The following is a 20,884-nucleotide window of genomic DNA, read 5'->3' on the forward strand; positions in this document are numbered from 1 at the left end:
GAGGGCGATCCTAGGCGGGGACGGTGGGCAGCGGCACCGTGGCCCTGAGGGCGAAGCCGGGGAGTGCGGGGGCGGCGTGGACCGTGCCGCCGGCCCGCGCGAGCCGCTCGCCCATGCCGGTCAGGCCGTTGCCCGCGCGGGGAGTGCCCGGTGTGCCCCGGCCGTCGTCCTCGACCGTCAGCTCCAGGAAGGCTCCGTCGAGGGTCTGCGTCCGGCGCAGGCGCACCGTGCAGCGCCGCGCGCCACTGTGCCGTACGACATTGGTGACGGCTTCGCGCAGCGCCCAGGCGAGCGCCTCCTCCTGTTCCGGAGGGACGTCAGGGGCATCGGGCGGGAGTGCGGCGGGGAGGTCCGCCGCGACGCCCGCGGCGGCCAACGCGGTTCGGGCTCCGGCGAGTTCGGCGGCGAGGGTGGCGCGGCGGTAGCCGGTGACGGCTTCCCGGACGTCGACGAGGGCCTGGCGGCTGACCTTCTCGATGTCGGCGACCTGCTGGGCGGCCTGTTCCGGGTGGCCGGGCAGCATCCGGCCCGCGAGCTCGCTCTTGAGGGTGATCAGGGAGAGGGAGTGGCCGAGGAGGTCGTGCAGGTCGCGGGCGAGGCGCAGGCGTTCCTCGTTGGCGGCGAGCTGGGCGACGGTGGCGCGGGCCTCCCTCAACTCCACCGTCGTACGGACGAGTTGGCGTACGCCCGTCATGGCGAAGCCGCCGAGGAGCGCGGGGATCGCGACCGCGCCCAGGATCTGGCCGGGACCCTCGTGGCCGAGGCCGGCCAGCAGCAGGGTGGCGGTCACCGCGGGGATCGCCCAGCGCGCCGCCCGCATCGGCAGGCAGGCCCCGCACGCCACGGACACGTACACGAAGAGGGTCAGCCAGGGGCGGCCCAGGGTGAGCGAGAGGACGGACGAGAGGACGTACAGCGTGCCCAGGGCGGTCCAGACGAGGCGGCGGGCCAGCGCCTTGGAGGTGTGCCGGAACACGAGGGCGAAGTAGACGGCGACGAAGGCGGCCAGGCCCAGCCAGCCGCCGACGACGGCCGGGGCGGTGTGCGCGTCGCCCAGGAGGTCGGACACGGGGGCGCCCATGAAGGCGAGCCAGATGCCGATCCACAGCAGCTTCGCCACGACCGGGCGGCGGTTGTCCGCAGGCCGCCCGATCGGGGCGAAGGTCTCCCCCGCCGACTCCTCTTTCATGCCTTCAGCGCGTCCTTCCGGTACAGCCAGGCGGCGCCGCCCGCGAACAGGAGGAAGTATCCGGCGAGGATGGCGACGTCCTTGGCGTGCGGGGCGCCACCCAGCTCGATGGCCTGGCCGAGGGCCGCGTAGGCGTGCGTGGGCAGCCATTCGGCGATGTTCTGGAGCCACTGAGGGTAGAGGGTGGCGGGCATCCACAGACCGCCCAGGATGGACAGGCCGAAGTACACGATCATCGTGACGGGGCGGACGGCGTCACCGCTGACGACGTAGCCGAGGGCCACGCCCAGCGCGGCGAAGACGATGCTGCCCGCCCAGATGACGGCCGTCAGCGCGATCCACTGCCAGGCGTCGAGGCGTACGCCCTTGGCGGCTGCCGCGACGGCGAACACGATCACGATGGCGGGCAGCGTGACGACAGCCGAGCCCGCGATCTTGGCGAGGACGTAACCCCGGCCGGGGAGGCTGGTCAGGCGCAGCTGGCGGACCCAGCCCTTCTCACGCTCCTTGGCGATGCGTTCGCTGTTGCCCATCAGGACGGTCGTCAGCGCGCCGAAGGAGGCCATGGCGACCATGACGAACAGGGGCATGGTGAGGTCGGAGTCCGGGACCTTCTGGTTGCCCTGGGTGCCCGCGATCATCAGGAAGAGGGCGGAGGGGTAGATCACCGAGAAGAACATGAACTTCTTGTTCCGCAGGGTGCGGCGGATTTCGAGGGCGACGAGGGTCTTCATGCGGCCTGGGACTCCTTGGTCTCTTCGGCTTCGGTGATCGCCACGAACGCCTGCTCAAGGCCCAGTCCGGCGACTTCGAGGTTGCGGGGGTAGAGGCCCAGCCCGTACAGCGCGTGGACGGTCGCGTCGGCGTCGTGCGACTGCATGCGGACGGTGCGGCCGGAGACGGCCAGCTGGGAGAGGTACGGGAGGGCGCCGAGCGCGCTCTCGTCGATCGGGCCCTCCAGGTCGAAGGCGATCCGGCGGGCGCCCGCCTTCGCCTTGATCTCGGCGGCGGTGCCGTCGGCGAGGAGGCGGCCCTTGTGCAGGACGAGGACCCGGTCGGCGATGGCGTCGGCCTCCTCCAGGTAGTGCGTGGCGAACAGGACGGTGCGGCCCTGGTCGGCCTGGTCGCGCATGGTCGCCCAGAACGCCTGGCGGGAGGTGACGTCCATGCCGGTGGTGGGCTCGTCGAGCACGATCAGGTCGTTGGCCCCCGCGGTGGCGAGGGCGAAGCGGACGCGCTGCTCCTGGCCGCCGGAGAGCTTGTTGACCATGCGGTCCGCGACGGCGGCGATCCCGGCCCGGTCCAGCACCTCCTGCACGGGGTACGGCTTGGGGTGCAGGTCGCAGGCGAGCCGGACGATCTCGCGGACCTTGACCTCCTCCATCAGGCCGCCGCTCTGGAGCATCGCGCCGACCCGGCCGTCGGCGACGGCGCGCTGCGGGGTGGTGCCGAAGAGGGTGACGGTTCCGGTGTCGGCGGGGCGCAGTCCGAGGAGGAGGTCGAGGGTGGTGGACTTGCCCGCGCCGTTGGGGCCGAGGAGGGCGACGGTCTCGCCGGGGCGGAGGGTCAGGGTGAGGTCGGAGACGGCCTTCACGGGGCCGTACGCCTTGGTCACCTGGGCGAAGTGGACGGGTGTCGTCTGCATGCCTCAAGGGTGGCGAACCGGAGGGCCCGCGCGGCAGAGACGGGTGTCCGGTGTTCGGCATGACAGATGTCATGGGCGGGGTGGTGACCGGCGTCGCGGTCAGGACCGCGACACACCGGAGCCCCCGTGCGCCCGAGGCGGCACGGGGGCTCCGGTGGAACGGGCCTACGGGTTCAGGTTGACGGCCTGCGTCCGTTCGGCGGTCGTCTTGCCGACCAGGGCCTTCTGCATCGCGTCGCGCACGTCCTCCATCGACACGGGGCGCTTGCCCGAAGGGTCGTTGACCTGCACGCCGTCGAAGGTGCTGCCGACCAGCTCCTTCAGCACCCTCAGGTCGTAGACCGGCGTCAGCTTCCCGTCGACCGCCTTCATCGACAGGATCTTCGGCAGCGACTTCCCGGGCCCGAGGGGGATGCCCGCACCGCCCGGGCCCGCCGTGATCTTGACGTTCGCGGACATGGCCGGCTCGGCGAACTCCTTCATGGCGCGGTCGAGTTCGGCCTGCGTGACGGTCGGCTGCTTGGCGACGACGGGCAGGTCGACCGGTACGGTCTTCCCGCTGCGCACCTGCGCGAGGTAGGCGTCCCGCACCTTCGCCATCGACGCCTTGACGTCGAGTGCCTTGCCCGGCTTGCCCGGTACGGCGACCGCCTTGCCGGGAACGAAGGTGACGGTGCCTTCCGACGCCGTGCCCGAGGTGCCCGCGAGCGACGTCAGGGCGACCGTCAGCTTCTCCTCGTCGACCGGGATCACCGGCTCGGCGACGCGCTCGCCACCGAACAGGGAGCCGACCACCGACACCGGGTTGTAGTCGCTGCCGGACGCGCCGCGCACCGTCTCCTGGCTGTCCAGGGACAGACCCGCGTTGCCGGGGGCCAGTTCGGTCTTCTTGCCGTCGACGACGAGCTGGAGGGGCAGCGTGGCCCGCTTGCCGAGCGCCGCGTCCAGCTTGACGACGGCCTCGTCCTTGGTGCCGCCGCCGATGTCCTGGCCGAGGACCGTGGTGCCCTTGGGCACGTCGGAGTGGTTGAGCAGCAGGCCCGCGCCGTACACGCCACCGGCGATGACGACGACCCCGACCGCCAGCAGGACCAGCTTGGAGCGGCCCTTCTTCTTCGCGGGAGCGGCGGGCTTGGGGGCGGGCGGCGGGGCGGGCTCGTTGCGTACGGGAGCGGTCCGGCCGAAGTCGGACGCGCCCGGCGGGTCGGGCAGCCGGGGGGTGAGGTTGGGGCCCGACGGGAACTGCGGACGCGGTCCGTCCGGCTGCACCACCGGGACACCGCTGGTCAGGGTGTCGCCGGAGACGTACCCGGGAGGCGTCATCGGCCCGGGGCCCGGGGCGGGAGTCCCGGGCAGGTCGTCGCGCGGGTCGGTCTGCGGGGTGAGGACGGCGGTGTCGTCGCCCATGCCGCCCGCACCGTTCAGGCCGGTGACCGGGTTCGTACCGTACGGGGAGGAAGCGGACGGCGCTCCGGGGCCGCCGCCCTGCTCGGGGCGCGCCCGGGTCCACCCGCCGGGAGCGGAACCGGAACCCGAACCGGAACCGGGCATCTGGTGCTGGCCGGTCGTCTCGGAGCCGGGCACGTAGTGCTGGCCCGTCGTCTCCGGGCCCGGCATGAAGTGCTGGCCCGTCGTCTCGGGGCCGAAGTCCTGGCCCTGGTCGCGGGACGGCGCCGCCCCCTTGGGGGCCAGGCTGCTGCTGCCGCTCACCGGTCCGGTGGTGGGCCCGGCGGGGCCGGACTGCGGGGTGCTGCCCGCGCCGTCCCCGAGGCCCGTGCCGTCGGTGAAGTACGGCAGCCCGTTGCCCTGGGAGGCGTCGGGTGCGGCCGGACGGTCCGGCGAGGGCTGCGGTGCGACCGGGGACTTCCGAGGGGCGAACCAGTCGCTGGTCGGCTTGTCGTCACCGGAAGCGGAACCCGGCGCGGAACCCCCGGAACCTTCAGCGCCCTTGTCGCGCACGGTGGCCCCCTGCACACGGGTCGGCAGCGGCGGCTGAGCCGGTGCGCCGTCGGAGGCGGACGCCGCCGCGTACCCCGAGGCGCCGGAGGACGCTGACGGTGCGGCAGAGAGCGGCTCCGAGGGCGGCCACACGGTCTCGGCGGTGCTCTCGCCCTTCGCCGTCCCGTCGGCCGACGCCCCGTCACCTTCGCCGTCCGCCATGGGCTTGCGCATGACGACGGGCGGAATGGGGCGCGATCCGGGGATGTTGATGCGGATGCGGGTGGTCAGGGTCGTCTCGGTCCTGGGCCCGTCCGGCTCCGGAGCCTCGGCGGGCTCGTCGTTGGCCCCGGCACCGAAGCCGTCCTGGCCGTCCTGATGGAGCGAGGGGTACGGGCTCTGTCCGTACGGCGTCGTACCGGAGGGGTACGCGGTTCCACCGCGCCCCTGCGCGCCGGAGGACGAACTGTCAGTTTCACGACTCAAGGCAGGTTCTCCCGGTTGGCTCCACCGCTCGTTCTCTTGACCATGTGCTGCGGGCGGCTCGGCGGCGCGCACCACCATACTGGCCGCCGCCGACCCGAGCCCCGCGCCCGCCGAAAGGGCACTGCCGGCCGGGTGGCGCGGGCGGGGGCGGCGAAGCGGGATCGGTCACGGGAATCGGGCGGGGAAAAGCGGAGGGAAACAGAAGGAAGGGGTAAGGAAGGGGTGCGTCACTTCCCCGGCCGGACGGCGCCCTCGGCGGGGGCTGCCAGCTTGGGCATGGTGGCGCAGATCACAGCGAGGACGATGCCGCCGATCAGGAAGACGCTCGCACCGGTTCCGCCGCCGACGAGCACGTCCCCCTCGGTGCGGCCCGAGGCCGACACCAGTACGGCGAGGAGCCAGCCGAGCCCGGGAACGGCCGCACCGAGCCGGGTGCCGAGTGCGTACGTACCGCCGTAGAAGAGGCCGCCCGCGGCGAGCAGGGCGAGCAGCGGTCCGAGCGGCTGGAGCAGCCCGTCGACCAGGGCCCCGGCGAGCCCGGTGAGGACGCCGAGGACGAAGAGGCCGAGGTAGACGGGGATGCGGCGGGGATCGACCGGCCGGGTCATGAGGAGCGGGGGGCTCGCGACGGTGGCTTGGGAGCCGCCCGGGGACGTCGACCCGGCGGCGCTGCGCCGCGGTCCTGTCGACTTGGCGACACTGCGCTTCGCGGCGGAGCCCTGGGCGGTGGAAGCCTTGCCGGTGGGGGCCTTGCCGGTGGATGCCTTCGTGGGAGGAGGCGTGTCGCCCTGTTCCTTCGTCATGCGCCGACCCCCGCGAACAGGTCCGTCTCGACCGGCTCGTCGCCCTCGGGGTCCCGGGGCGGGAAGACCCGCTCGTAGTACTCGGTGGTGAAGACGGGCTGGGCGAGCTCGTTGGAGAGCAGGAACCAGGGCTCGTGGACGGTGATCTGCGTGGCGTGCGCACGCATCGCGGCCGTCTTGGCCGCCGTGTAAGCGGTGCCGTCGACCACCGTGGTGACGTGCTCCTCGTCGACCACACCGGGTACGTCGTCGACTGGGGCGATGCCCGGGAAGCCGGGGTCCTCGGCGCGCAGCCGGGCGAAGGCGTCCTCGGCGACGGGGCGCGGGACCCGGTTCCAGTACACCTTTTCGACGGCGTGCGGGACGCCGAAGTCCGGCCGGTAGGTGGGTTCGGCGGCGAGTTCGGCGGCGCGCATGGCGACGCGGTGCGTCTGGATGTGGTCGGGGTGGCCGTAGCCGCCGTCCGGGTCGTACGTCACGAGGACCTGGGGGCGCACCTCGCGGATCACCTGCACGAGGTACGGGGCCGCCGCGTCGACGTCGGCGTGCCAGAAGGCGTTCTCGCGGTGGTTCTGCGGGGCGCCCATCATGCCGGAGTCGCGGAAGTGGCCTGCGCCGCCGAGGAAGCGGTGGTCGCTGACGCCCAGCTCCTTCATGGCGGCGGCCAGCTCGACGGCCCGGTACGGGCCGAGCGTGTCGTCCTGGTCGGCGGCGAGGTGGGCGAGGGAGGGCGGAATGATCTCGCCCTCCTCGCCCTGGGTGCAGGTCACCAGGGTGACCCGCACGCCCTCGGCCGCGTACTTGGCCATGGTGGCGCCGTTGTTGATCGACTCGTCGTCGGGGTGAGCGTGCACCAGGAGCAGACGACGGGTGGGGAGCTCGGTCATGGGGACAGCCTACGAGGTGGGCGTGCGCGCGCCCCTCGTGCGCCCCGGCCCTCCCGCGCCGACCTTCCGCGCCGACCGCCCGCTCCGGTCGCCCGCGCCGACCTCCCGCGTCGGCCGCCCCCGTGCGCCGTCAGAAGTGGAAGCCGCCCAGTACCCCGGCGACGTTCGTGGTGACGTCCTTGATCGTGGGTGCGATGGAGGAGCTGGCCAGGTAGAAGCCGAGCAGCATGCAGACCACCGCGTGTCCGGCCTTCAGTCCGGATTTCCGGACCAGCAGGAAGACGACGATCGCCAGCAGCACCACCAGTGAGATCGAGAGTGCCACGGCGGTTCACCTCCACTTGAGTACGGTCGGGACGACGGTTGGATCTACGGCAGCACGACAGGTGCCAGCAGGTCTATACCCACCTAGCGCTACGGATCATAACTATCCGCATCTACGCATTGATCGGTGCACGGCAGCACGAGGGGCGCACGGGGGGCGGGCACATGGGGAGCGTGGCTGGAAACCGCCCCTGCGGAAGCCGGAGTTGACGACCCACGAGGACCTCCGGAGCGACCTCTACCACCCCGGCGGGCGCGAACTCGGTGGCGGCGGTCCGAACCCGCCGCCACCCGGGAGCGGCGTGGGCCCGTAGCCGTCGTAGACGTTCGGGGCGAGCCTCGGCGGGGGGTCGCCCGGCACTCCCCTGCGGCCGAGGATCAGGACCAGAGCCGTTCCGGCCACCAGCTGGAACACCCAGCCGGAAACGGTGAGTTGTTCGATCGCGTCCAGCGTTCCGAAGTCCGCGAACAGGTTCGCCCGTACGGACAGGGACACCCCTGCCGCACCGCTCGTCCACACCAGCCCCGCCACCACCAGACCGAGGGGCCGCGAGTGGACCGCGCCGAGCAGCGCGCCCACCGCCGCCGTCAGGGAGAGGGCGACGAGAACAAGACAGGCCCAGCCCGCCGGCATCCCGAGGAGCTGGAGTCCGCCGCCGCTGCCGGTGAAGCGTTCGGCATAGCGGGAGAAGGAGCCGGACTGCCGGACGTACTCGTGGACCTCCCAGGCCGCGGCCACCAGCCCGACCGCCGCCAGGAGCAGTCCGCCGACGACGCCCGTCACCCGCCCCGGGCGCGTCGGGACGGTGCCGGAGCGAGCGTCCGTACGCCCGTACGACCCCGGCGCTCCCTGGCCGGATCGCACCGGTCTGCGGCCCGCCGCGACCACGATCAGCAGCGTCGCCGCGAGCCCGAGCGCGAGGAAGGTCGACACCATGGCCCGCATCCGCAGCCCGTGCGGGTAGACCTCGGCGAAGCCCTCGGCCCACAGCGCGGGGGCGCGCACGGCGAGGGTGACCAGGGCGGTCACGGTGAGGGCCGAGGCGGCCACCGGGGAGCGCGGCACGACGACCGCCACGACGACGTACACGAGCAGGAGGCTCAGTTCGTAGCGGGTGCTCGCGGTCAGGAAGCGGTCCGCGCCGCTGCCCGCCCACGCCCACCACAGCCGGGCGGGGTCGTCGACGAGGCGCAGGTCACGGACGATCCAGAGCCCCGTCAGGAGGGCCAGGAGGAGACAGACGCCGCTGCCGGTGAATCGTGCGCCGCGTACCAGTGACTGTGGCTGCCCCGTCGCTCCCATGGCTGAATGGTCCACCCTGGTAAGGGAGTTGAACAAGGGGCCGAAGTCCGGATGCGTAACCCGGTGGCCACGAAAAGCGACCGCCGGGCGGCGTACGGGTCAACGGAAGGCGACCGGCCGGGGCGTCATAGAGCGCCCCGGCCGGTCCACGGCACCCGCACGGCCGTACGTCTCCCACCCTGAGGGGCCCGCGTGTCGCGCGCGTTGCCCCCGCGTAAAAACCATCGGCGCACAACCGTCAGCGCGGCACCACGACCCGCTCCTCGGCGAAGTGGCACGCCGAGTCGTGCGCCGCCGGGGAGTCCGCGTCGCGGAACACCGCCGGGACCGCCAGCAGGGGCACCTCCTGCGCGCACCGGTCCTCCGCCTTCCAGCAGCGCGTACGGAAGCGGCAGCCCGACGGCGGGTTGGCCGGGGACGGCACGTCGCCGCTGAGGATGATGCGGTCGCGGTGGTCGCGGGCGGTGGGGTCGGGGACGGGCACGGCGGAGAGCAGCGCCTGGGTGTACGGGTGGGTGGGGTGCTCGTAGATCTCGGCGTCGCTGCCGATCTCGACGACCCGGCCCAGGTACATCACACCGACCCGGTCGGAGATGTGCCGCACGATCGAGAGGTCGTGGGCGATGAAGAGGTAGGAGAGGTTGAACTCCTGCTGGAGCTTCTCCAGAAGGTTGATGACCTGCGCCTGGACGGAGACGTCGAGCGCCGAGACCGGCTCGTCCGCGACGATGATCTCCGGGTTGAGGGCCAGGCCGCGGGCGATGCCGATGCGCTGGCGCTGACCGCCGGAGAACTGGTGCGGGTAGCGGTTGATGTACTCGGGGTTCAGGCCGACGACGTCGAGCAGCTCCTGGACCTTGCGGCGCCGGTCGCCCTTGGGGGCGACCTCGGGGTGGATCTCGTACGGCTCGCCGATGATGTCGCCGACCGTCATGCGCGGGTTCAGCGAGGTGTACGGGTCCTGGAAGACCATCTGGATGTTGCGCCGGACCGCCTTCAGCGCGCGCCCGGACAGCTTGGTGATGTCCTCGCCCTTGTAGCGGATGGCCCCCGACGTGGGCTTCTCCAGCTGGACGAGCATCTTGGCGACGGTCGACTTGCCGCAGCCGGACTCGCCCACGATGCCGAGGGTCTCGCCCGCGCCGAGGTCGAAGGAGACCCCGTCGACGGCCTTGACCGCGCCGACCTGCTTCTTGCGGACGATGCCCTGGGTGAGGGGGTAGTGCTTGACCAGGTCCCGTACCTCCAGGATGGCGTCGCCGGTCTTGGAGGAGGGGCCCACCCAGTCCTTGGCCTCGGTCGCGCCCGCCTTCTGGCGGCCGGGGATCCTCTCAGGCGTCTCAGGCATCGAGCGTCTCCTTCCAGAAGTGGCAGGCGCTCTGACGGCCCTCGGCCACGTCGAACAGCGGCGGCACGTCGGTGCGGCACACGTCCCTCGCCATCGGGCAGCGCGGGTTGAAGGCGCAGCCCGGCGGGATGCTGAGCAGGTTCGGCGGCAGGCCCTTGATCGCGTACAGCTCCTGGCCCTTCTGGTCCAGGCGCGGGATCGATTCGAGGAGGCCCTTGGTGTACGGGTGGGCGGGGTTGGCGTAGATCTCCTTGACCGGGGCGGTCTCGACGATCCGGCCCGCGTACATGACGGCGATCTTGTCGGCGACGTCCGCGACGACGCCCAGGTCGTGGGTGATGAGGATCAGCCCCATGTTGAGCTCGCGCTGCAACTCCGCGAGCAGGTCCATGACCTGGGCCTGCACGGTCACGTCGAGGGCCGTCGTCGGCTCGTCCGCGATGATGAGCTTCGGTTCGAGGGCGAGCGCCATCGCGATCATGATGCGCTGGCGCATGCCGCCGGAGAACTGGTGCGGGTACTGGCCGACCCGCTCCTTCGCGGCCGGGATGCGCACCCGGTCCATCAGCTCGACGGCCTTCGCCCGGGAGTCCTTCTTCGACATCCCCCGGTGCACCACGAACATCTCGCCGAGCTGCTCGCCGACGGAGAGGACCGGGTTCAGGGAGGACAGCGCGTCCTGGAAGATCATGGCCATCTGCGCGCCCCGGATCTTCCTGCGCTGCTCCTCCTTGAGCTTCAGCACGTCCTGTCCCTCGAAGAGGATCTCGCCCTGGGGGATGCGTCCCGGCGGCATGTCGAGAATGCCCATGACGGCCTGTGCGGTCACCGACTTCCCGGAGCCGGACTCGCCGAGCACGGCGAGGGTCTCGCCCTCGTCGACGCTGTAGTTGACCCCGTTGACGGCCTTGGCGACGCCGTCGCGGGTCTTGAACTCCACGTGGAGGTCACGCACTTCGAGCAGCATGGGTCAGCACACCCTCTATCGCAGCTTGGGGTCGAGGGCGTCGCGCACCGCGTCGCCGAGCATGATGAACGCGAGGACCGTGATGGCGAGCGCGCCGGCGGGCCACAGCAGCATGTGCGGCGCGTTGCGGACGTACGCCGAGGCCGACGAGATGTCGATGCCCCAGGAGACGGTCGGGGCCTTCAGGCCGACGCCGAGGTAGGACAGCGTCGCTTCGAGGGCGATGTACGTACCGAGGGCGATGGTCGCGACGACGATCACCGGCGCGACGGCGTTCGGGGTGATGTGGCGCAGCAGCATCCTCGGGTTGCCCGCGCCGAGTGCCCTGGCGGCCTGCACGTAGTCGTTCTGCTTGGCGGTGATGACCGAGCCCCGGGCGATGCGGGCGATCTGCGGCCAGCCGAGCAGCACGATGAAGGTGATCACCGGCCAGACGGTGGTGCCGGGGACGACCGAGAGGAAGACCAGGCCGCCGAGGACCACGGGGATGGCGAAGAAGACGTCCGTGATGCGCGACAGCAGCGAGTCGAACCAGCCGCCGAAGAAGCCCGCGAGGCCGCCCAGGAGGCTGCCGATCAGGGCGACGCCGACGGTGGCGCAGACGCCGACGGTGACCGAGGCCCTGGCTCCGTAGACGGTACGGGTGTACACGTCGCAGCCCTGGCCGTTGAAGCCGAAGGGGTGGCCCGGCTGGGAGCCCTGCTGGGCCTTGGCCAGGTCGCAGGCGAGCGGGTCGCCCGACGCGATGACGGAGGGCCACAGCGAGATGAACACCAGGAAGGCGATGATCAGCCCGGAGAGCAGGAAGACGGGGTTGCGGCGCAGGTCGTGCCAGGCGTCGGACCACAGGCTGCGGGCCTTGTCGCCGCCCTTCTCGGGTCCTGGCGGCTGTTCCAGGCTGGTGCCCTCGGCGACGGCGAGATCCATCGCGCCGCCCGCTCCGGCACCGGAGATCGCGAGGTCGTCTTTGCGGGGAGTGGGCTCAGGCATACCGGATCCTCGGGTCGAGAACGGCGTACAAGAGGTCGACGATCAGGTTGGCCACCAGATAGACGAGGACCAGGATGGTCACGAAGCCGACGACGGTCTGTGAGCTCTGGCGCAGGATGCCCTGGTAGAGCTGGTAGCCGACGCCGTGGATGTTGAAGATGCGCTCGGTGACGATCGCGCCGCCCATCAGGGCGCCGACGTCGGTGCCGATGAAGGTGACCACCGGGATCAGGGAGTTGCGCAGCAGGTGCCGGGAGATCACCCGGCGGCGCGGCAGGCCCTTGGCGACGGCGGTGCGGACGTAGTCGGCGCGGGCGTTCTCCGCGACGGAGGTGCGGGTCAGGCGGGTGACGTACGCCAGCGAGACGGACGCCAGCACCAGTCCCGGCAGCAGGAGTTCGTCGAAGGTGGCCGACGGGGAGACCGCCGGTTTCACCCAGCCCCACTTCACGCCGAACAGCAGCTGGAGCAGCAGACCGGTGACGAAGGTGGGGATCGAGATGACGATCAGGGTGAGCAGGAGGACCCCGGTGTCGACGGGGCGGCCCCGGCGCAGGCCGGTGAGGACGCCGAGGCTGATGCCGATGACGACCTCGAAGACGATGGCGACGAGGGTGAGCCGGGCGGTCACCGGGAAGGCGGTGCTCATCAGCTCGGTGACCTTCTGGCCGTTGAAGGCGCGGCCGAAGTCACCGGTGAAGACGTTGCCGAGGTAGGTGAGGTACTGCTGCCAGACCGGCTTGTCGAGGCCGAAGTCCGCCTTGAGCTGTGCGGCGACCGCGGGGTCGCACTTGCGGTCGCCGCACAGGCCCGCGATGGGGTCGCCCATGACGTTGACCATCAGGAAGATCAGCAGGGTGGCGCCGAAGAAGACCGGGATCATCTGGAGCAGACGCCGGATCACATAACGTCCCATGACTGGGGGCTCCTGAGGTCGTCGTTACTCGTCGTTGCGGTGAACTCGCCTGCGGTGGGCGTCAGTTGACCTTGATCTCGCTGTAGACGGGGATGCTGAAGGGGTTCAGCGCCACGTCGGAGACCCGCTCGGAGTAGGCCACGCTGCCGTTCTGGTACCAGAGCGGGATGGCGGCCATCTCGTCGGCGACGACCTGTTCGGCCTTCTGGTACGTCTCGACGGCCTTGGCGGTGTCGACCTCGCCGTTGGCCTGGTTCATGAGCTTGTCGAAGTCCTTGTTGGACCACTTGCCGTCGTTGGACGAGGCGTCCGTGTAGTACAGCGGCTCCAGGAAGTTCTGGATCAGCGGGTAGTCCATCTGCCAGCCCGCCCGGAAGGGGCCGTCCATCTCCTGCTTGGAGACCTTGTTGCGGTAGTCGGCGAAGGTGCCGACGGGGTTGCCGACGCACGCCGTGTTGTTGCCGAGTGCGTTGTTGATGCTGTTGCAGACCGCGTCGACCCACTCCTTGTGGGAGCTGTCCGCGTTGTACGTGATCTTCAGCTGGCCGCCGGGGATGCCGCCGCCCTCGGTGATGAGCTTCTTGGCCTCGGCCGCGTTGTAGTCGCAGGAGGCGCCGCACAGCCCGGCCTTGTATCCGCCCTCCGTCTTGAGGACAGGGGAGGTCCAGTCGGTGGCGGGGGTGCGGGTGTTGTGGAAGATCGTCTCGGTGATCTGCTTGCGGTTGATCGCCATGGAGAGGCCCTTGCGGACCTTGACGGCGCCCTCGGTCTTCCACTCCGGCTTGTAGAAGGGGAACGCGAGGGTCTGGATGATGCCGGCGGGCGGGCTGGCGTAGCGGCCGTTCACGTCGTTCTTGACGTTCTGGAGCTGGGCGGCGGGGACGTCGTCGAGGAGGTCGAGGTTCCCGGCGACGAGGTCGTTGTAGGCGACGCCGTTCTCGGTGTAGACCTTCAGGTCGACGCCGTTGTTCTTCGCCTTGTCCGCGCCCGGGTACTCCTCCCACTTCTTGAGGTTCATCACCGAACCCTTGGCGTAGTTGTCCACGGTGTACGGGCCGTTGCCGACCGGCTTGGACAGCCAGGCGTCGCGGTCGTCGAAGAACGCCTTGGGCAGCGGGGCGAAGGCGGCGTAGCCGAGGGTCTCGGGCCAGGTGGAGAACTTCTGCTTGAGCTTGACCGTGAAGGTCTTCTCGTCGACGACCTTGAGCCCGGAAAGGGTCTCGGCGGTGGCGTTGCCCTGCTCCGGGTGCACCTTGTCGTAGCCCTCGATGTAGCCGAAGAAGTACGCGCCCTTCTGCTTGTTCTTGAGGTGGGCGGCGTAGTTCCAGGCGTTCACGAAGGACTCGGCGGTGACCTTCTCGCCGTTGGAGAACTTCCAGTCCTTGAGCTTGACGGTGAAGTTCTGCGCGTCGGTCGTCTCGATCTTCTCGGCGACCATGTCCTCGGCGGCGCCCGTCCTCGGGTTGTACCGCTTGAGGCCGCGCGTGACCATGTCGAGGACCTTGCCGCCCTGCACCTCGGTGGTGTTCGCGGGCTCCAGGGGGTTCTGCGGGTCGCCCCACCAGGCGCTGAGCACGCCCTCCCCGCTGCTGCCGCTGCTGCCGCCGCCACCGCAGGCGGTCGCGGCGAGAGCGACGGCGGCCGCGGCTGCGGCCCACTTGGCGTGCCTGGCTCCGCGCATGGAGTGCCTCCTAGAGTCCCAAAGACGACTTAGGGACCCATATCACCCCATTTGGCATGGTGTCGCATCTTCACTGCGGCCATCTGCCCACGGACCGGACGCCGCCCCAACCCACGCGCCGGGCGCTCCCTCACCGCACGGACCGGGCGCCCCCTCACCACACCGGCCGGACGCCCCCTCGCCCCGCCTCGGCGAAACCGCACTGCGCGGCCGCACGCTTCAGGGGCTCGGCCCACCGCGAGAGTTCACCGACGACCGACCGGGGGCCGATGATCGTGAGCGCCCCCACGAAGCGCGCGCCGCTCCTGATGACGGTCGCCAGCGATTCCCACTCGCCGCAGCGGTGACTCGCCACGCCCGCGCCGCGAATGGCCGCCACGTGACGGGGCGAGAGCTGGTGTTCCGGCGGCAGCCAGTGATGCGGCGTCACCTTCCCCGGCATGAGCGCGAGCATGGCCCGCCCCGCCGCCGTCCTCTTCGGCTGCTGGTGGGCCAGCTGCTCCAGTACGGGTGCCAGGGTGGCGGGAGGCCCTGTGATGTCGACCAGATTGCAGAGGAGGTTCGGACCGGGGAGCACCTGTGGCACGTGCAGGGCCACCGCGGAGGCACCGGCCTGCCGCTGGAGGTTCCGCAGAACCTCCCTGGTCGTTCGCAGGACGAGGGGGCCGGTGGCGGACGGTGGTACGACCGCGCGACTTCCGTCCGTCGAGGCGAGCCGGTACATCCCGTACTTGGGGCGTACGACAAGGCCGCGGGCCGTGGCCTGGGCGAGCAGCTTGTTGGCCTGCGAGGAGCTCAGCCCGGCGCGGTCCGCGATCTCCGCCAGCCGCAGGGGGCCGGGATGCTCACGCTCCAGGGCGAGCATCGCCGTCAGCAGATCGAACCCCCGGGCGGCGCTCATATCGCCTCATGACCGAACGTCACCCACGCGAGAACACTCGACGACCGAGCGCCGAAACCGACCAACCCCATGTCATCCGCCTTGTGTTAGCCATGATCACCAGGTCACGGGCGGAGCACGGCTCTCTTCGTGGGAGACCCTCACTCCGCTCTGAAGCCTCAGTCTCCGCATATGCCGCTCCAGCGCAACGGTACGAAACGGGCAATAGCCACTCCGGCGTTTGGGGGCGGGGTTTTCCGTGGGGGGAAAACTTGGCACGGTTCTTCAACTACCTCTTGCGCCCCGCCCGTCGGCGTCAGATGGTTACTGCATTCCCGGCGAGCAGTCGGCCGGGGAGTATGAATTCGACGGCGGTATTCCCCGCCTGACGAATGAGGGTTTCCTCATCGAAAGGAGACATACCATGAGCTACCGTCACTGATTTACAGACATTGTGGCTGCGGGTGCCTTCGTGCCCGCAGCCACATCTGCATGCCCATGGCCGGGAATACTGCGTCGAACCGGGTAATCGCACACAGGAAGGGTGAACCGCGTGCCGCACCCTCTTTACGAACCACTGGCTCCCGAGACAATTGCCAATCCATATCCCCATTACCGGAAAATGCGGGAGCACCAGAACGTCCACTGGCACTCGTCGCTGGACGCCTGGGCGGTCACCGGGCACGCCGAGTGCCGTCAGGTGCTGGGCGACACCACCGCCTTCGGGTCCGACTTCCGCCGGGTCGGCGAAGAGGTCCCCGACTCCTCGCTGAACATCCAGGCCCTGGACCCGCCCGAGCACGGACCGGTACGGCACCTCCTGGTGGCGGCGCTGCACGACGAGCCCCCCGCCGCGATGGCGGACCGGGTGGCGCGCATCGGCTCCTCCCACGTGTCACGTCTCCCCCGGCCGGGGCGCGTCGACCTCGTCGCCGACTTCGCCCGGCCCGTCGCGCTGGAGACCATGTGCGCGTTCCTCGGGGTCGAGCCGCCGGAGGGCGAGAAGTTCGAAGAGATGTCGAACGCCATCGTGCGGAGCATGGACGGCGGGCTCGACCCGCAGCGCGTGGAGCCGGGCATCGTCGCACGGCAGCAGTTGAGCAGCCTGGTCGCGCAGTGGCTTGCGGAAGGCGACGCATCGGGGTTCATCGGGGCCGCGCGCAGGGCGAACCTGCGCGAGCCGACGGTTTCGTCGAGCGTGCTGGAGAACTCGCTGCGCGCCGTTCTGCACGCCGGATACGAGTCGGTGAGCCGACTGCTCGGAAACGCCATAGCCCGTTACGTCGCCGATCAGGAACTCTTCCGTCAGCACTGCGCGGCGGATCCGGACGGCCTGGCGGACGAGCTGATCCGCCTCGACGGACCCGTCCAGGCCGACGCCAGGGTCTGCGTGCAGGACACACTGGTCGGCGGGCAGGAGATCCGGCGCGGCCAGATCGCCGTGCTGTTCCTCGGAGCCGCGAACCGCGACCCGGCGGTGTTCCCCCGGCCCGACGACATCGACCTCGGCCGACGGCGGGGAACGCACCTCGGATTCGGCAGAGGAGCGCACGCCTGCCTGGGTGCCCAATTCGCCCTTCTCCAGCTGAAAGCGGTCCTGACCGCTCTGAACGAGTCGGCGCTCCGCTTCTCCCTGGCGGAAAGCCCCGTGTACGAGCAGACAGCCACACTCAGAGGTCTGCAGCATTTGACTGTTTCGGTTTCCTGAACCCACCAGGACCACCGGCCGAGCAAGCAGAAGGAGTACAGGTAACGTGCGAGCCGTCACCATGGGCAAGGCCGGAATAGTCGGGGCCGCTTTGCTGGCATGTCTGTCCGTGCAAACGGTCGGCGCTGCGGAATCCAAGAACACCGGTACCGAAAAGGCGAAGCCCCAGAGCTATCCGCTCGCCGACCGGCTGGCCGCCGGAGTGGAAAAGCGGGGCACGTTCCGTCACTTGCGCGAATTCCAGCGCATCGCCGACAGCAGCGGCGGAAACCGAGGTTACAACCGTATCGGATTTGATCGTTCCGTCTCCTATGTGAAGGGCGAACTGGAAAAGGCGGGCTATCGGGCCTTCGAGCAGAAAGTCCCCTACACGGACTTCGACATCGATACGGAGACCCTGTCCGTGAAGGGAGCGGGAGAGGGCCTGCACGACGTGCCGGTCTTCATGACCCGCTTCACGCCCTCCACCGGGCCCGACGGCACCCGGGCCCGCCTGGTCACGCCGAACGGGGACGGCTGTAAGGCCGCCGACTACGCGGGCGTCGACGTGGCGGGAGCGGTCGTGGTCCTGGCCCGCTCCACCTGCAAGTACGCGCTGCAACAGCAGGTCGCCGCCGAAGCCGGTGCGCGCGCCGTCCTCCTCTACGAACGCAGCCCCAAGCCGGACAACATCTCCCGCCTCTACGGCTTCACGCCGCCCGCGTACACGATTTCCCATGCCGTCGTGTCGCAGCGCGTCGGAGAGCGCATCGAACGCGCCGCCCGGAAGGGCGGGGTCGAGGTCGACCTCACGCTGCGCGGACGCGAGATCCGGCGGACGACCGTCAACCTCGTGGCGGAGACGCGGGGCGGCGACCCGGACAACGTGGTCCTCATGGGAGCCCACCTCGACAGCGTGCCGGAGTCGGCCGGGATCAACGACAACGCCTCCTCGGCGTCGGCGGTGCTGGAAACGGCGATCAGCCTCGCTCCCCATCAGCGTGCGGTGAAGAACAAGGTGCGCTTCGTGTGGTGGGGCGCCGAAGAGCTGATCAACGTCGGCTCGCAGTACTACGTGGACAGCCTGAGCGAAGCGGAGCGGGGGCGCGTCAAAGCGGTGCTCAACGGCGAACTGCTGGGCTCCTCCAACTACGCCCGCTTCGTCTGGGACCCGGAGACCGGCGGCAGCCACGTCATCGCCGACGTCTTCGGCGGGTACTTCGACTCCCGCGGCCTGCCGTACGAGCGGGTGAACCCCAACACGATCGGCTCCGACCACCTCGCCTTCCAGGCGATCGGCATACCCGTCGGGGGCGTCGACGGGGGGAACCTCGACATCAAGACCCCGGAGCAGCAGGCTCGTTACGGCGGCCAGGCCGGGGAGATGTTCGACTCCTGCTACCACCAGACCTGCGATGTGCTCACGAGCATCAACAGGCCCGTGCAGGAGGCCAATTCCACCGCCCTCGCCTGGGTGCTGGGCCGCCTGGCCACCTACGACGGAGACGTCACCGCCGCGAAGAGCACCTCCTAGGCTCCGTACGTACGGAACACATACGTGAAAAGGCCCCGCCCCCGTCCCGAGAGTCTCGGGACGGGGGCGGGGCCGAAGAACGTGGCAACGAGGGTGCGGAGGGTCAGGCCGCGCCCACCACGTCCTTCTCCTCGGCGAAGTGGCACGCCGATTCATGGGCGGCCGGAGTGTCCTGGCCGGTGAAGCGCGTCGGGATCGCCAGCAGCGGCTCCTCCGTCGCGCACTTGTCCTCGGCCTTCCAGCAGCGGGTGCGGAAGCGGCAGCCCGACGGCGGGTTGGCGGGCGACGGGACGTCACCGGTGAGGATGATCCGCTCGCGGTGGTCGCGGGCGGTCGGGTCCGGCACCGGCACCGCGGAGAGCAGTGCCTGCGTGTACGGGTGCGTCGGGTGCTCGTAGATCGCCGCGTCGGAACCGATCTCGGCCATCTTGCCCAGGTACATCACGCCGACCCGGTCGGAGATGTGCCGGACGATGGACAGGTCGTGCGCGATGAAGAGGTAGGAGAGGTTGAACTCGTCCTGGAGCTTCTCCATCAGGTTGATGACCTGCGCCTGGACGGACACGTCCAGGGCCGACACCGGCTCGTCGCAGATGATGATCTCCGGGTTGAGCGCGAGGCCGCGGGCGATGCCGATGCGCTGGCGCTGACCGCCGGAGAACTGGTGCGGGTAGCGGTTGATGTACTCCGGGTTCAGGCCCACGACGTCCAGGAGCTCCTGGACCTTGCGACGCCGGTCGCCCTTGGGAGCCACCTCGGGGTGGATCTCGTACGGCTCCCCGATGATGTCGCCGACCGTCATGCGCGGGTTCAGCGACGTGTACGGGTCCTGGAAGACCATCTGGATGTTGCGCCGGACCGCCTTCAGCGCGCGCCCGGACAGCTTGGTGATGTCCTGGCCCTTGTAGAAGACCTCGCCCGCGGTCGCCTTCTCCAGCGTCATCAGCAGCTTGGCGACCGTGGACTTGCCACAGCCGGACTCGCCGACGATGCCCAGCGTCTCGCCCTGGTACAGGTCGAAGGAGATGCCGTCGACGGCCTTGACCGCGCCGACCTGCTTCTTGATCAGGATGCCCTGGGTGAGCGGGAAGTGCTTCACCAGGTTGCGGACCTGGAGGATCGGCTCGCCGCGTTCGACGGTCTTGTCGAGTGCCGCGACGGCCTGCGTCTCGGACGACGTCTCGACGACCTCGACCTCGGAGACGTTCGGGGTGGCGTCCACCGGCTTGCTGCTCTTGGTCGGCTCAGCCATGGATCGTCTCCTTCCAGAAGTGGCACGCGCTGCCGCGACCGGTCAGATCCGCGCCGTCCCGCTCGGTCACCTGGACCAGGGCGGGGACGTCGGTGCGGCAGATGTCCTGCGCCTGCGGGCAGCGCGGGTTGAACGCGCAACCCGCCGGGATCTTCAGCAGGTTCGGCGGCAGGCCCTTGATCGCGTACAGCTCCTGGCCCTTCTGGTCCAGGCGCGGAATCGATTCGAGGAGGCCCTTGGTGTACGGGTGCGCGGGGCGCTTGTAGATCTCGTGGACCGGAGCGGTCTCGACGATCCGGCCCGCGTACATGACCGCGATCTTGTCCGCGACGTCGGCGACGACGCCGAGGTCGTGGGTGATCAGGATCAGCCCCATGTTGTACTCGCGCTGGAGCTCCGCGAGCAGGTCCATGACCTGCGCCTGAACGGTCACGTCGAGAGCCGTGGTCGGCTCGTCCGCGATGATCAGGTCGGGCTCCAGGGCGAGCGCCATCGCGATCATGATGCGCTGGCGCATGCCGCCGGAGAACTGGTGCGGGTAGTCGTTGACCCGCTCCTTGGCCGCCGGGATCTTGACCTTGTCCATCAGCTCGATGGCCTTGGCCTTGGCGTCCTTGCGGCTGAGGCCCTCGTGCACCCGGTACATCTCGCCGAGCTGGTAGCCCACCGAGAGCACGGGGTTGAGGGAGGACAGCGCGTCCTGGAAGATCATCGCGATCTTCCGGCCGCGGATCTTCCGCCGCTCCTCGTTGGACATCTTGAGCATGTCCTGCCCCTGGAAGAGGATCTCTCCCTTGGGGATCTTGCCGGGCGGCATGTCGAGGATGCCCATGATCGCCTGCGCGGTCACCGACTTGCCGGACCCCGACTCGCCGAGCACCGCGAGGGTCTCGCCCGCGTTGACGCTGTAGTTGACGCCGTTGACGGCCTTGGCCACGCCGTCGCGGGTGTGGAACTCCACGTGCAGGTCGCGCACGTCGAGCAGGGGGCCGTTCTCACCGTCGCCGGAGAGGACGGGCACGTTCGCTGGTTTGTCCATGATGGTCACGTACGC

At 70.0% G+C, this 20,884-nt stretch carries 18 protein-coding genes; 2 read left to right on the forward strand and 16 right to left on the reverse strand.

The features are described from left to right. Positions 1–10 precede the first annotated feature (10 nt). From OG897_RS23575 to OG897_RS23640, 14 genes are all read right to left on the reverse strand, one after another. Positions 11–1,189 carry a sensor histidine kinase gene (locus OG897_RS23575; RefSeq protein ID WP_266659183.1) on the reverse strand — a complete coding sequence of 393 codons (1,179 nt, stop codon included), beginning with the start codon at positions 1,187–1,189 and terminating at the stop codon, positions 11–13. Further along, positions 1,186–1,923 (reverse strand): ABC transporter permease, encoded by a 738-nt coding sequence (locus OG897_RS23580; RefSeq protein ID WP_266659184.1) that lies wholly within the window; start codon positions 1,921–1,923, stop codon positions 1,186–1,188. Before OG897_RS23580 ends, OG897_RS23575 begins: the two co-directional genes overlap by 4 nt. Further along, positions 1,920–2,834, reverse strand: a complete 915-nt coding sequence (locus OG897_RS23585) for an ABC transporter ATP-binding protein (protein WP_266659185.1) — start codon at positions 2,832–2,834, stop codon at positions 1,920–1,922. The genes OG897_RS23580 and OG897_RS23585 overlap by 4 nt, the downstream gene beginning before the upstream one ends. A 165-nt stretch (positions 2,835–2,999) precedes the next feature. Beyond that, positions 3,000–5,258: a hypothetical protein gene (locus OG897_RS23590; protein ID WP_266659186.1), complete on the reverse strand. Its 2,259-nt coding sequence runs from the start codon at positions 5,256–5,258 to the stop codon at positions 3,000–3,002. Between the two features lie 227 nt (positions 5,259–5,485). Continuing rightward, positions 5,486–6,061, reverse strand: a complete 576-nt coding sequence (locus OG897_RS23595; RefSeq protein ID WP_266659187.1) for a DUF6113 family protein — start codon at positions 6,059–6,061, stop codon at positions 5,486–5,488. After that, positions 6,058–6,948, reverse strand: a complete 891-nt coding sequence (mshB, locus tag OG897_RS23600) for an N-acetyl-1-D-myo-inositol-2-amino-2-deoxy-alpha-D-glucopyranoside deacetylase (RefSeq protein WP_266659188.1) — start codon at positions 6,946–6,948, stop codon at positions 6,058–6,060. Before mshB ends, OG897_RS23595 begins: the two co-directional genes overlap by 4 nt. 130 nt (positions 6,949–7,078) lie before the next feature. Next, positions 7,079–7,273: a DUF2304 family protein gene (locus OG897_RS23605; protein WP_266659189.1), complete on the reverse strand. Its 195-nt coding sequence runs from the start codon at positions 7,271–7,273 to the stop codon at positions 7,079–7,081. 237 nt (positions 7,274–7,510) lie between these two features. Further along, positions 7,511–8,575: a hypothetical protein gene (locus OG897_RS23610; RefSeq protein WP_266659190.1), complete on the reverse strand. Its 1,065-nt coding sequence runs from the start codon at positions 8,573–8,575 to the stop codon at positions 7,511–7,513. Positions 8,576–8,813: 238 nt separating this feature from the next. Next, positions 8,814–9,923 (reverse strand): ABC transporter ATP-binding protein, encoded by a 1,110-nt coding sequence (locus OG897_RS23615; RefSeq protein ID WP_266659191.1) that lies wholly within the window; start codon positions 9,921–9,923, stop codon positions 8,814–8,816. Beyond that, positions 9,916–10,890 carry an ABC transporter ATP-binding protein gene (locus tag OG897_RS23620; RefSeq protein ID WP_266659192.1) on the reverse strand — a complete coding sequence of 325 codons (975 nt, stop codon included), beginning with the start codon at positions 10,888–10,890 and terminating at the stop codon, positions 9,916–9,918. The genes OG897_RS23615 and OG897_RS23620 overlap by 8 nt, the downstream gene beginning before the upstream one ends. Positions 10,891–10,905: 15 nt before the next feature. Continuing rightward, positions 10,906–11,880, reverse strand: a complete 975-nt coding sequence (locus OG897_RS23625; RefSeq protein ID WP_266659193.1) for an ABC transporter permease — start codon at positions 11,878–11,880, stop codon at positions 10,906–10,908. Next, positions 11,873–12,796 (reverse strand): ABC transporter permease, encoded by a 924-nt coding sequence (locus tag OG897_RS23630; RefSeq protein WP_266659194.1) that lies wholly within the window; start codon positions 12,794–12,796, stop codon positions 11,873–11,875. Before OG897_RS23630 ends, OG897_RS23625 begins: the two co-directional genes overlap by 8 nt. Positions 12,797–12,857: 61 nt before the next feature. Next, entirely contained in the window at positions 12,858–14,477 is a 1,620-nt protein-coding gene (locus tag OG897_RS23635; RefSeq protein ID WP_266659195.1) for an ABC transporter substrate-binding protein, read from the reverse strand. A gap of 154 nt (positions 14,478–14,631) precedes the next feature. Continuing rightward, positions 14,632–15,378, reverse strand: coding sequence for a helix-turn-helix domain-containing protein (locus OG897_RS23640; protein WP_266659196.1), 747 nt, complete (start codon positions 15,376–15,378; stop codon positions 14,632–14,634). Positions 15,379–15,979: 601 nt separating this feature from the next. Here OG897_RS23640 and OG897_RS23645 point away from each other — a divergent pair. Together OG897_RS23645 and OG897_RS23650 are read left to right on the forward strand one after the other, a co-directional pair. Beyond that, on the forward strand, positions 15,980–17,065 hold the full coding sequence (locus tag OG897_RS23645) for a cytochrome P450 (protein ID WP_266659197.1): 1,086 nt from the start codon (positions 15,980–15,982) through the stop codon (positions 17,063–17,065). 46 nt (positions 17,066–17,111) lie between these two features. Then, the gene (locus OG897_RS23650) at positions 17,112–18,578 is read left to right on the forward strand and encodes a M28 family peptidase (protein WP_266659198.1); all 1,467 of its coding nucleotides are present in this window, start codon (positions 17,112–17,114) and stop codon (positions 18,576–18,578) included. A gap of 103 nt (positions 18,579–18,681) precedes the next feature. Here the strand turns inward: OG897_RS23650 and OG897_RS23655 are convergent, their stop codons facing one another. Both OG897_RS23655 and OG897_RS23660 read right to left on the reverse strand, forming a co-directional pair. Next, positions 18,682–19,830: an ABC transporter ATP-binding protein gene (locus tag OG897_RS23655; protein WP_266659199.1), complete on the reverse strand. Its 1,149-nt coding sequence runs from the start codon at positions 19,828–19,830 to the stop codon at positions 18,682–18,684. After that, a complete protein-coding gene (locus OG897_RS23660) occupies positions 19,823–20,869 on the reverse strand; it encodes an ABC transporter ATP-binding protein (protein ID WP_266660437.1) in 1,047 nt (348 codons plus the stop codon). The genes OG897_RS23655 and OG897_RS23660 overlap by 8 nt, the downstream gene beginning before the upstream one ends. Between the last annotated feature and the right edge of the window lie 15 nt (positions 20,870–20,884).

It is taken from the genome of Streptomyces sp. NBC_00237 (assembly GCF_026342435.1).
Taxonomy (GTDB): Bacteria; Actinomycetota; Actinomycetes; order Streptomycetales; family Streptomycetaceae; genus Streptomyces.